The following is a 12,430-nucleotide window of genomic DNA, read 5'->3' on the forward strand; positions in this document are numbered from 1 at the left end:
CTATTTATTGTTTAAAAATGAATTATTTTCCGATGGAATATCTCAGCTTTAGATAAAAAGCCCGACCTGGTTTTTGTAAATAAAATTTATCATATAATCGCTCATCGGTTAAATTGCGACATTCAACAGCTATATTATATTTTCCATTTGTTAAGCTGTAGCTTAGTTCTACATTATGAGAGGATTGACCAGGAATTATAAGTTTACTATCCTTAGTACCAAATCTCGCCCAACTCAGGAAATATTCTTTATTAAAGTTGTAGAAGTAGTTTACTCGAAAGGAAGAATTGGCAAAAATCAAATTCTCCTTATGAAAACCAACTCTTCCATTTCCAAACAGATACGGCTTATTTGGGACACGAAATCCTTTATTAAAATTTGTCTGGTAACCTGCATAATCACTGTAAACTTGATCTGCCTGATCTGTAATGTTTTGGTAGGTAAGGCTGGCTCCGGCATTTATAAGGTTATTCCATTCGTAGTCTACACTCCCCTCTACGCCTAAAGTCCTTACATCAGCCAAGTTATTATACCTGGTTTCCGGATTAGCCACAGTAATGACCTGATAAATTAAATCTTTTGATTCCCTGTAAATAAAACTGCTCTCAATTGCTAAGCGATGTTGACCGTTTAACTTCACCATATAAGAGCCCCCGATATTTAAATTAGCACTTTGCTCAGGACCTAAGTCTGGGTTGGGAAGGATAAATTGACCATTTCCGAAAACTTCATTAGCCCATGGCAGCCTGTAGGTATGTTCATAGGACGCTTTTATTTGAATGGAAGGGATTATAACGTAAGATGTTGCTATTCCATATCCAAATTCTTCGCTCTTATTCTCATAAGCATCAATTCTTCTGGTATCTTCTCCAAAATCAAATTCTTTGGAAGTATTTAATTGAAGAAAATATCCTTTACCAAATAGGGTGGTGCTCCAATTTTTATCATGATCATACTTATAAGCCAACCCTAATACTGTCTTCTCTAAAGTATTATCCATCTGATTACTTATATTATCAGGATCTTCAGAGTCGTAAGTTTCTCTGCTAAAATATTGATAAGAATAATTTAAAGACAATGAATGCCGAGAGTTCAGTTGGTAGGATAAATTCATTTGACTGGTAAACTCTGTATCATCCATGTCTATATTGTTAGGTTTACCACTCTCGGCTATTTTACTATCTTGTGAAGGTATCTTCTCGCCTAACCAATTAAAAGTGAATGAGGTAAGCGTATCAATATTTTTGGTTTCAGTAATATTAAAGGAGCTATTGAAACTAATATCCAGACCTTCTGTTAAAAAATTCTCTTTACGGTACTTCAGTGTTGGAACAAAAGTCCTACTTGTGTTTGTCATATTACCAAACGGACGGGACATGGTAGCTCCGTTTTGCAATTCGTTTTCGTCAACAGATGCTATAATTCCCAACAATAACTGATCTGCATATTTTCTATTGACAAACCCTGTTTCCAGCCTTGCCATTCCTGATCTATAGGCATCATGAAATCTTTCTGCATTGACCATCTTATTCTCTGAGTTGTTACCTAATGCATCAGTTAGCGGCACATGCACTTTGTAGTTATTGTCCGAATAATTGTAGTTTATACTTCCTCTTACAGTAAACCCTGTTTTATCATTGGTTTGTGCTCCATTAAGGGATGCCCTATGAGTATTGAAAGAACCAAAGGAATAAGAAGCATCCAGGAAATCACTCTTCTGATGAGTGACAATATTGACCGCACCACCCAAAGCATCTGTTCCCAGCCATACCGGCACTACTCCTTTATATACCTCAATACGCTGAATAGAATTGATAGGGATTGTACTTAAACTTAAAGAAGATCCGAAGTTGTCCATAGGTATGCCATCCATAAAGAATTTTACCTGATCACCAGAAAAACCGTTGAGTGAAAAACTTAAATTTGACCCTAAACCACCCTCTTCCAATACCCGAACTCCAGATACTCTGTTAAGTACTTCTTTTACATCCGTTGTGCTATTATTGAATTCCTTTGCAGCGATAGCCGTCACAGCATAGGACTGTTCATTCACTTCAGTAGCCATTGACTTTCCTTTTACTTCCACAACATCCAGTACAAGCTTGCTCTCACTTAGCTTAATTTGAAGCACCTTTTTTTGAGACGCCTGAAGTGATATTGTTTGTTCCTGTGGTTCAAAACCCAGAAAACTAATTTGTAATGTATAAGTCCCTGATTCAATATTAAGCAATTCAAACTTTCCTTCTAAATCAGTTGTGGTACCTTGATTGGTTTCTTTCAATAATACCACTGCCCCTATCAACTGCTCTCCTGTATTAGACATAACGGTTCCGGATAATGCAGCATTATCTTGCGAAAACACACCCAGCGGAATGTAAAACATCACCAAGAAACCAACTATCCTTACAAGATGCCTGCTCAAAATTTTAACTGTATTTAGATTGAATTTAAATAGATTGCAAATGTAAGTGTAGATACATTATAATCAAATTTATTAAGATCAATTCTAAACAGATTTCGATGAATAAAAGCTTATGCTTAATTATGCTCCTTTAAGAGTTGCTTTAATTATTCAAAACAATAAATACTTGTTCCTGTTACTTTCTTACAATATATTTGTTGTTTTAACTCAAAAATCAGGATTATCGAATACGAAACGTCCTTCTATACTACTCTCTCCAATTTTAATTTAAGCCTGCCCTTTTCATTTTTACTGAGCAGGCACTTCATTCCCTTTTTTTTAATCAACCTTGCAGTCGGCTTATTATCTACTACTGACAATTTCTTTTACTTTCATAAAAACTTAATCGTATAATATCAAAAACTATAAATTATAGCTATGAGAAAATTTTTACTTTTATTTTTAATAGGGTCATCTTTATCACTTTCGGTACTTCATGCGCAGGAAGCAACAGATGAAAACGATGATTTTGAAGTAAAAGCTACTATTGAAAACCCAACTAAGACAATAAATGACGGTATTATTAATTTGGAGGTAATTGGCGGTACACCTCCTTATACTTACAAATGGACTGATCAGGCAACTCCCTTAAAATCGAACGAAGCTATTGGTTTAGTGGAAGGTATTCAATACGATGTGGTTATCACAGATAGCAGACAGCATTCAGTTTCTAAATCCTACAAAGTAAAGGCTTCATCAATAACTGAAAAATTCAATGGCGTTTTCAAACCTGTGGTTGATATTATGGGACAGGTATTATTCTGGGATCCTTTTGCCGCCATCAGTTTGTATGATCCGGTTATTTATGCCGAAGAAAAACTAATTCCTGCCCCTAGCTGGAATGCTACTACAAACCAATCTTATACTTTAAGCAAAAGATTGGTAGAAAACGGAGCACACGTAGAAAAAGGCCAAAACATAGCAATAATTACTATAGATGGTACAAAAGAAGAGAAGGTAAAAGCACTGGCAACAGGTATAGTAAATTTTAGAACAGAAGAGGGGGCTTACATTTTCAATCCTGAAAACAGTGAACATCTGATTGAGCAAGGTGCACAATATCTGGCAAGTATAAAATATGATGAGCCTGTACCATTAAAATATCCTAATGGTGATATTCAGAAAAAGGAAATCCCATTTATTGTAGTGTGGCTCATTTTTGGTGCGGCATTTTTCACTTTCCGAATGGGCTTCATTAATCTTCGTGGTTTCAAACATTCCCTTCAACTGGTGCGGGGAAAATATAGCGATCCGGATGCGCCAGGTCAGGTAACACATTTCCAGGCCCTGGCAACTGCCGTTTCCGCTACAGTTGGACTTGGGAATATTGCAGGGGTTGCAGTAGCTATTTCGCTGGGGGGTGCAGGCGCTACCTTCTGGATGATTTTAGCTGGCTTTCTGGGAATGTCATCAAAGTTTGTGGAGTGTACACTTGGTGTAAAATACCGATTTATCAATAAAGAAGGGAAAATTTTTGGTGGCCCTATGAATTACCTTCGCTACGGACTGGAAAAAAGGAATTTAAAGCAATTAGGACAGTTTCTGGCCGGCATATTTGCCGTTTTGTGTGTAGGTGCATCCTTTGGTGCAGGTAATATGTTTCAGTCCAACCAATCCTTTGAGATAATGGCTTCACAATTTTCTTTTCTGGAAGGTTATGGATTTTGGTTTGGTGTAGGAATGGCTGTTTTGGTGGGAGTTGTAATAATTGGAGGTATCCAGAGTATTGCAAAAGTAACAGGTAAAGTGGTGCCCATCATGGCTTTTGTATATGTAGTGGCGGCTTTAGTAGTTATTGGAATCAATATTGAAAATATCGGACCTGCATTTTCTGCCATATTTAATGGAGCATTCTCTCCTAACGCCCTTAAAGGAGGCTTTATTGGAGTACTCATCGTAGGTTTCCAGCGTGCCGCATTTTCTAACGAGGCTGGAGTAGGTTCTGCTGCCATTGCCCATAGTACTACAAAAACGCATCATCCTCCTTCAGAAGGTTTTGTGGCCTTACTGGAGCCTTTTATTGATACTGTTGTTGTTTGTACGCTCACTGCATTGGTACTTATTTTCACAGGAATGCACGAAGTACCCGGTGTGGGAGGAGTTAAACTTACTTCTGAAGCATTCGGCACTGTAATCTCCTGGTTTCCACTCGTATTGGCTATCGCTGTATTTCTATTTGCCTTCTCTACTATGATTTCCTGGTCTTATTACGGAATGAGAGGATGGACCTATCTTTTTGGTAAAAGCAAGAAATCTGAAATGTCCTATAAAGTAGTATTCCTGATTTTTGTGGTTGTGGGTGCATCTGTAAGCCTTGGTTCTGTTCTTGATTTCTCTGACATGATGATTTTAGCCATGTCACTTCCGAATATTGTGGGGCTTTATATTTTATCAGGCGAGGTACGTTCCGACTTAACCGACTACCTCAAAAAATTAAAAAACGGAGAGCTGGGAAAGGCTTCCAAAGAAAGTTAAGGAATCTGTTACCAGCTGGCGAATTACACTACTTGGTTTAATTATATTTCTTTAAAAAACGGAAAATAAGTACATTTTAAAGCCTGTTTAAATTATTTGACCTAAATTTGCCAGCTTTAGCAGAGTTTAAATCAATCAGAATTGAGTAAACCCTTAAAAATAAATAAAGCAGAAACCTTTAATTCTCTTAAATACCTGAGAAGAAATGTGCTATTGCTGCCACTTTTAATGTGTCCCCCTCTAATTATTGCCCATTTTATAAAGGGTTATGGATGGATGGAGGCAATTAAAATCGTGCCTCTCATTAATTTGTTAGGATTTATGGCATTGGGAGTTTTGCCTACTCTCATTATGCACTTATCACATTTCTTTGCCAATAGGAATTTTGAAGTGCTTATTGATCCGCACGCCAATCAGATTACTTTTAAAGAGAAAGAAGAGTTTCAGTATGCTTATGAAGACCTTACTGTAACCAGGCATTTACCACTTTACCACAAGAAGAAATTGGATGGAAATCATCGCATGCTTACCCCATGGTCCAACTATTCTTTCATAAGAGTACGCACCAATGACAATAAGGAGTTCAATATCAGTTCCACCTTATTAAACTATGAGGATTTCCCTATAGAGCCTTCCCAAACAAATTATAGCCTTTGGCCTATGATGAAGAAGGCCTACATTGATCATGAGGAAGGAGACAGTCTTGGTCAGTAACTTTTAAAACAGCAGTTACACCAAATGTCCTGCATCAATAAGCCTGCTACCCTTCTTCTGATCCAGTACAGCAAAATTAAATCCCTTTTGTAAGCAATAGGAGCCATATTCTCCTGCTTTATTGAGTGCTATAAAACCAATTTGCGTAGTGGAAAAATCCCTGCCCCTCAGCTTAAACTTTTGTAAAATCAATTTAACCGCAGCTTCACAAGCTTCCTGGGGAGATTTTCCATGGCGCATTTGTTCTACAACAAGATGAGAACCTACCACTCTTATTATTTCTTCCCCATGGCCTGTTGCAGTAGCTGCGCCTACTTCATTATCCACATACAACCCGGCTCCAATAATGGGTGAATCGCCCACTCTTCCGTGTAACTTATAAGCCATTCCGCTTGTGGTACAGGCACCTGATAAGTTACCATGAGCATCCAAAGCAATCATACCTATGGTATCGTGGTTTTCGATATTTACCACAGGCTCATATTGAGATGTTTTTAGCCACTCCTTCCATTCCTTTTCAGAAGCTTCTGTTAATAATTTCTCTTTCTGAAACCCCTGCTCTAAGGCAAACTGAAAAGCACCTTCACCTACCAACATCACATGCGGACTTTTCTCCATAACCGCCCTTGCAACTGAAACAGGATGTTTAATATGCTGTAGACAGGCTACTGATCCTATATTTGCTTTTTCATCCATTATACATGCATCCAAAGTAACTTTCCCATCACGATCAGGCCTACCACCATATCCTACACTTCTCTCATTAGGATCTCCTTCCACCAGCTTCACTCCTTTCTCCACAGCATCAAGCGCTGTTCCATTTGCTGACAATACTTTCCAAGCTTCATTATTGGCTTCAATTCCAAACCTCCAGGTGCTTAACACAATAGGTTTATTCACTTTTTTATTCAAAAAAGGAGCTTCTGCTAATCCTTTTAAGGGTTTCAAAGCCACTCCGGCAGCAAGTGCCAATCCGGATTTTAAGAAATTTCTTCTTGCTGATTTCATGTATATATATTTTTTTTTTATGGTTACATGGAATATAGTTGATAAATGCTTTTTTTTAAAATTTTTTAAGCCAACAGCTCTCTATCATTCTTCTTTTGAACGAAAAATTTCAAATTCAACCCTTCTGTTGAGGCGCCTGTCATCGTCTGTCTGCTCATCTTTCACAATAGGACGCGTATTTCCGTAACCTGTGGCTTCAACTCTTTTAGGTTCAATCGGGTGCAATTCTATAATGTATTCGCGAATAGCGTCAGCACGCTGCTGTGACAAGTTTTTATTCCTGTTTTCTGTACCCGAAAACGAAGTATGGCCTGAAATTTTTAATCTGAATTCAGGATAATCCAGCAGAAAGTCTACTATTTTATCAAGATCAGCATACATATCAGGCCTTAACTTGGCAGAGTTTTCAGCAAACTCAATAGATTTAAACCTGATTTTACTGGCCATGGGATCTACATTTTTATTAATTGTAGTATCTCCGGAAAGGAAGAACATTTCTTCAATTTTGAAGAGCTTATCTGCCTGCACCACCATTACGTAATTGGTATTATTAATCAAATCAAACTCGTAGCTTCCATCTTCCCGAGTAAATTTAGGTGCTATTTCAATACCATTCTCAAGGTCAATGATTGAAACTATTCCTCTGAAAGGAACGCCTGAAACAGTATCCTGCACGGTACCGGAAACACGGGTAGTGGCTCCCGGTTGCGCTTCCATAGGCAATGGAAATGAAAATAAATCAAGGTTGGAGCTTCTCATAGAAGAGCTACCTGCATAAAACAAATCTTTGGATTCTGAATCAATAGTGAAGTAGTACTCATCTCCTTCATTATTGATTAAAGGACCAATATTCTTAGGCTCTTTCCATAAAAAGCCTTCTGCCATAGTTTTATAGATGTCGAAGCCCCCAAAGTTAAGTAAATGACCATTGGAGCTAAAGTATAAAATTTTATACCTGGGGTGGATAAAGGGACTCACCTCATTACCTCTGGTATTTACCACCGGCCCCAGGTTGGTAGCTACCCCCCAATTGCCCGCTGCATTACGTACTGAAAAGTAAATATCGGAAAGTCCAAAACCACCAATTCTGTCAGAAGCAAAAAACAAAGTATCCCCCGTAATGCTTAAGCTCGGGTGGGAATCCCAGGCTTTGGAGTTAAGGTTAGCTCCTAAATTCACGGGCTTACTCCAGGTGCTGTCCTCCTGCATTCGTGTTTCATAAATATCGCAATTACCATAGCCATCAGGTGCCTCGCAGCGGGTAAAAATAATAAGATCTCCCTTAGCACTTAAGGTTGCCGAACCTTCATTATAGCTACTGTTAATATCCTTCAGGGGAACCGCTTTCTCCCATTTCCCTCCACGTTGGTGGCTAATATATAAGTCTTCATTGTTTTTATCGGAGAAAAACAAATTACCCGTAATGCTTCGCTGGGAGGTAAAAAGCAGCGTCTGGTTATCTAATGTTAAAGCAGGTCCATAATCAGCCATATTTGAGTTTACTGCAGTTCCCATACTGAGCAAAACTCCACGGGGAGGAATCAGAGTATCTATGGATTTCCTGAAGTCAACCAACTCATAATAATAATCTATGGGCACATAGTCTTCTGTCTGCTCCAACTTCACAGAATCAAGAAAAATCTCCATCTGCTTCAGGTTAATCTTGGCCTGGTGATGTTTCAATGCCAAACGGTACAGCGATTTTGACTTTTCTAAATCGCCATACAGCTCCTCCAACTTGGCTAATTGCCAGATAAGTTCGGTGTTTTTATAGAAGTTTTCAATTCCAAATTGCTGAACATATTCAGTAAGTAACCCTCTTAATCTTTCCCACTTTTTCTCCCCTCTCACCCTGTTAATTTTCCCCATGGCATCAGCATCCTGAAAGAAATTAATTTTATTCACATTAGGGAAATAAAAAGGGAAAAGTGCTTCAGCTTCTTTCTTACTTAAATCAACCTGAGGATTTACCTGAGCGTAAATAGTACTGGTTGAAAGAGTGATTAAGAGCGCAATAACGGTATGTGAAAAATACTTCAAGACAATTTGGTAGTTTTACGGTAATTATGTCAGTATATTAATTAAATATTAACTAAAAATGCAGGAAATATTTTGATTATAGACTACAAAATTAGATAATTATTGTTTGGCATAACAATTGAATTATCCCTGCACCAATATTTTGCGAAAAATACAGATATAAATAAACGCCATTTTGGCGCAAAGAATATAAAAAAAATTTATGGATTCTATATTTAAAGATGCTCAATTTCTTTCTGAAGTAAATGATGATGAAACTGGTGAGTTGATCCAGCTTATCTCTACTGATGAAGAAAACAGCATGAAGGAAGACGATTTACCTGACACCTTACCTATTTTACCCATCAGAAATACCGTTTTATTTCCGGGAGTTGTTATTCCAATTACAGTAGGAAGGCAAAAATCCATCCGACTGGTAAAAAAAGCTTACAAGGGAGATAGAATTATTGGAGTAGTAGCGCAATCCAACAATAAAGTGGAAGATCCGGGCAAGGATGATATCTACAAAATTGGTACTGTAGCGCGTATTCTGAAAATGATTGTTTTGCCTGATGGAAACACTACTATTATTATTCAGGGAAAGCAAAAGTTTGAGGTAAAAGAGGTTACGCAGGAAGATCCTTTTTTGATTGCTACTTATGTTGAATTGAACGAGCAGGAACTTAACGCTTCTTTAAAATCCAATAAAGCAGTTATCCAATCTTTAAAAGATGCTGCCAGTAAAATTTTAAAGTTAAATCCTGAAATACCTCAGGAGGCACAGGTAGCTCTGGACAATATTGAAAACCCGAACTTCCTTACTCATTTTCTTTCTTCCAATATTAATGCGGAAGTAAAAGATAAGCAGAACCTTTTGGAAAAAACTGATGCCAAAGAGCGGGCTACCCTCTTGCTTCAGTTTATGTTAAAGGATATCCAGATGCTGGAACTAAAGCAGGAAATCCATAAAAAAGTACATACTGATATAGACCAGCAACAGCGCGATTACTTCTTAAGGCAACAAATAAGAGTATTGCAGGATGAGTTGGGACAAGACAGCCCTGACCAGGAAATAGACAACCTTCGTATGCGAGGGGAGAAAAAAAAGTGGACTGAAAGTGTTAAAAAGCATTTTGAAAAAGAACTGGATAAATTAAGCCGTATCAATCCTCAGGCGGCTGAATATCCTGTATCAATGAATTATGCTGAGTTTATGGTAGATCTTCCCTGGGGTGAATATACGGAGGACAATTTTGACCTTAAACATGCCAGAAAAATTCTGGACAAAGACCATTTTGGTCTGGACAAAGTAAAAGAGCGGATCATCGAATACTTAGCTGTTTTAAAGCTGAAAAATGATATGAAAGCCCCTATTCTTTGCCTTTATGGCCCTCCGGGAGTGGGTAAAACTTCTTTGGGCAGATCTGTAGCTGAATCATTAGGCAGAAAATATGTGCGAATGTCATTAGGCGGTGTACATGATGAAGCTGAAATTCGTGGGCACAGAAAAACTTATGTAGGCGCTATGCCTGGAAAGGTGATTCAGAACATGAAAAAATCAGGGACCGGAAATCCTGTATTTATTTTAGATGAAATTGATAAGGTAAGTTCTGATTTCAGAGGAGATCCATCTTCCGCATTACTGGAGGTTCTTGATCCTGAGCAAAATGAAACTTTCCAGGACAATTACCTGGAAACAGAATATGACCTTTCTAAAGTGTTATTTATCGCTACGGCTAATACTTTAGATACGATTCATCCGGCTTTGAGGGACAGAATGGAAATTATTGAAGTAACGGGTTATACTTTAGAAGAAAAAGTAGAGATCGCTAAAAAGCACTTAATCCCTAAGCAGAAAAAAGACCACGGTTTAAAAGCCAAGGATGTAACTTTCAGTAAAAAAGCAATTGCTAAGGTTATAGAAGATTATACTCGTGAGTCCGGAGTACGTGGGTTAGAAAGAAGAATTGGGAAGATTGTAAGAAATGTAGCCAAATCCATTGCTATGGAAGAGGAATACAACAACAAAATTGAAGAAGAAGATGTAGTGAGGATTTTAGGTGCCGAAGTTTTTGAAAAAGAGATTTATTCAGATAATAAAACTGCCGGAGTGGTAACAGGACTTGCCTGGACACAAGTAGGTGGTGAAATCCTGTTTATTGAATCAAGTTTAAGTCGCGGTAAAGGTAAATTGACCTTATCCGGTCAGTTAGGAGATGTCATGAAAGAATCTGCTATTACTGCCCTCTCCTACTTAAAGTCTCATGCTGAAGAACTGGGAATCCATTATAAAACTTTTGACAATTACGATTTGCATGTTCATGTGCCTGCGGGTGCAGTGCCTAAAGATGGACCATCAGCAGGTATTGCTATGATCACATCATTGGCTTCTATTTACACTCAGCGTAAGGTCAAGGACAAACTGGCCATGACAGGAGAAATAACACTCCGCGGGAAAGTTTTACCAATTGGCGGGTTGAAAGAAAAGATTTTGGCTGCCAGAAGAGCAGGGATAAAAGAGGTGATTCTTTGTAACAGAAACAAAAAAGACATAGAGGAAATTGATGCACGATATGTGAAGGATTTAACCATACATTTCGTAGACACCGTAAGTGAAGTGCTGGAAATTGCTTTGCTAAAAGAGAAGATCAAAAATCCGATCAGGTTTGTGACTGCCACAGAACAGCAAAGCTCCGAAGCCACTGTATGAAACACCTGAAATTCATAGCTATTTTCTTCATGATGAGCATTTACACTGTAGATGCCTTGAGCCAGATTGGCGGGAAAAGAGCTTTTGAATTTCTGGAAGTACCTAATCATGCAAGAGTTGCAGGGTTGGGTACTGTAAATGTCAGCTCCAAGGCGGGAGATGTAAACATGGTGTGGCAAAATCCTGCTTTGCTAACAAGAGAAATGGACGGTAAAATAAGCTTTACACTTTCTCCTTACCTGGCGGGCATCTACAATTCTAACATCACCTACGCTAAGGATTTTGAGAAGCTGGGAATGCTAAGCTTAGGAGTCTTCTACGCTAATTATGGTAATTTTGAAGGCTTTGATAATACCGGTGCCCCTACTGAAGATTTTACAGCCAACGATTTTGTAGTGCAGGTTTCTCATAGCAGATCGCAAGGAGTATTTCAGTATGGAGCTACATTAAAATTTGCCGGCACTCAAGTGAGCGGTTTTAATCAATCTGCTTTAATGGCAGATTTAGGAATGGCTTTCCTTCATCCTGAGCAGGATTTGAGTGTAGGGATGGTGATAAAAAACCTGGGCTTTTACACCCGCAAGCTGGAAGCAGAAGATAGAAACCTGCCTTTTGATGTACAGTTAGGGGCTACTTATAAGCCTGAATTTATGCCTTTCAGATTTTCTGTAACTGCCAACAGGCTCTATCAGTACAATTTGAGCTATTATGATTTTACTCAGGTAGATGAAAACGGCAATAATATTTTTACAAATATAAATAATGAAGAGCCGGGGACTTTCGATAAGCTATTTCAACATGTAACAATTGGAACCGAAATAATTTTAGGGAGAAATATTAACCTCAGGGCAGGATACAACCATTTAATCAGGCAATCATTAAAGGGGGAACAAAGTGCCGGAGCCGGAGGTTTTACTTTTGGATTGCTATTTGAAACAAAGAAAATAAACTTAGCCTATTCAAATGCGATATACCAAATAGGGGGAACAGCGCATTTTATTACTTTAGGCACTAATTTTAACGAGATTTTAAAATAACACAGA

General features: G+C 38.1%; 7 protein-coding genes. 4 read left to right on the forward strand and 3 right to left on the reverse strand.

Annotated features, from left to right (window positions below; all coding sequences use genetic code 11):
* Positions 1-22 precede the first annotated feature (22 nt).
* On the reverse strand, positions 23-2,422 hold the full coding sequence (locus IEV85_RS04645) for a TonB-dependent receptor (RefSeq protein ID WP_229712507.1): 2,400 nt from the start codon (positions 2,420-2,422) through the stop codon (positions 23-25).
* A gap of 417 nt (positions 2,423-2,839) precedes the next feature.
* Here IEV85_RS04645 and IEV85_RS04650 point away from each other — a divergent pair, with 417 nt between their 5' ends.
* Together IEV85_RS04650 and IEV85_RS04655 are read left to right on the forward strand one after the other, a co-directional pair.
* The gene (locus IEV85_RS04650) at positions 2,840-4,936 is read left to right on the forward strand and encodes an amino acid carrier protein (RefSeq protein WP_188460645.1); all 2,097 of its coding nucleotides are present in this window, start codon (positions 2,840-2,842) and stop codon (positions 4,934-4,936) included.
* A gap of 141 nt (positions 4,937-5,077) precedes the next feature.
* Entirely contained in the window at positions 5,078-5,650 is a 573-nt protein-coding gene (locus IEV85_RS04655; protein ID WP_188460647.1) for a PH domain-containing protein, read from the forward strand.
* A 15-nt stretch (positions 5,651-5,665) separates the two neighbouring features.
* On the opposite strand, the gene IEV85_RS04660 is transcribed toward IEV85_RS04655, so the two are convergent.
* Positions 5,666-6,658 (reverse strand): isoaspartyl peptidase/L-asparaginase family protein, encoded by a 993-nt coding sequence (locus IEV85_RS04660; protein ID WP_188460649.1) that lies wholly within the window; start codon positions 6,656-6,658, stop codon positions 5,666-5,668.
* A gap of 84 nt (positions 6,659-6,742) precedes the next feature.
* Positions 6,743-8,698 carry an OmpA family protein gene (locus IEV85_RS04665; RefSeq protein ID WP_229712508.1) on the reverse strand — a complete coding sequence of 652 codons (1,956 nt, stop codon included), beginning with the start codon at positions 8,696-8,698 and terminating at the stop codon, positions 6,743-6,745.
* Between the two features lie 202 nt (positions 8,699-8,900).
* On the opposite strand from IEV85_RS04665, the gene lon reads away from it, so the two are divergent.
* Positions 8,901-11,387, forward strand: coding sequence for an endopeptidase La (gene lon, locus IEV85_RS04670; RefSeq protein ID WP_188460651.1), 2,487 nt, complete (start codon positions 8,901-8,903; stop codon positions 11,385-11,387).
* Entirely contained in the window at positions 11,384-12,424 is a 1,041-nt protein-coding gene (gene porQ / locus IEV85_RS04675; protein ID WP_188460653.1) for a type IX secretion system protein PorQ, read from the forward strand. Before lon ends, porQ begins: the two co-directional genes overlap by 4 nt.
* Positions 12,425-12,430: the final 6 nt, after the last annotated feature.

The sequence above is a fragment of the Marivirga lumbricoides genome, from assembly GCF_014636295.1.
Lineage (GTDB): Bacteria > Bacteroidota > Bacteroidia > Cytophagales > Cyclobacteriaceae > Marivirga > Marivirga lumbricoides.

Bases quoted from the DNA above. Each gene is read 5' to 3' on its own strand.
- IEV85_RS04650 (WP_188460645.1), top strand. From the start codon at position 2,840: ATGAGAAAATTTTTACTTTTATTTTTAATAGGGTCATCTTTATCACTT.
- IEV85_RS04660 (WP_188460649.1), bottom strand. From the start codon at position 6,658: ATGAAATCAGCAAGAAGAAATTTCTTAAAATCCGGATTGGCACTTGCT.
- lon (WP_188460651.1), top strand. From the start codon at position 8,901: ATGGATTCTATATTTAAAGATGCTCAATTTCTTTCTGAAGTAAATGAT.
- porQ (WP_188460653.1), top strand. From the start codon at position 11,384: ATGAAACACCTGAAATTCATAGCTATTTTCTTCATGATGAGCATTTAC.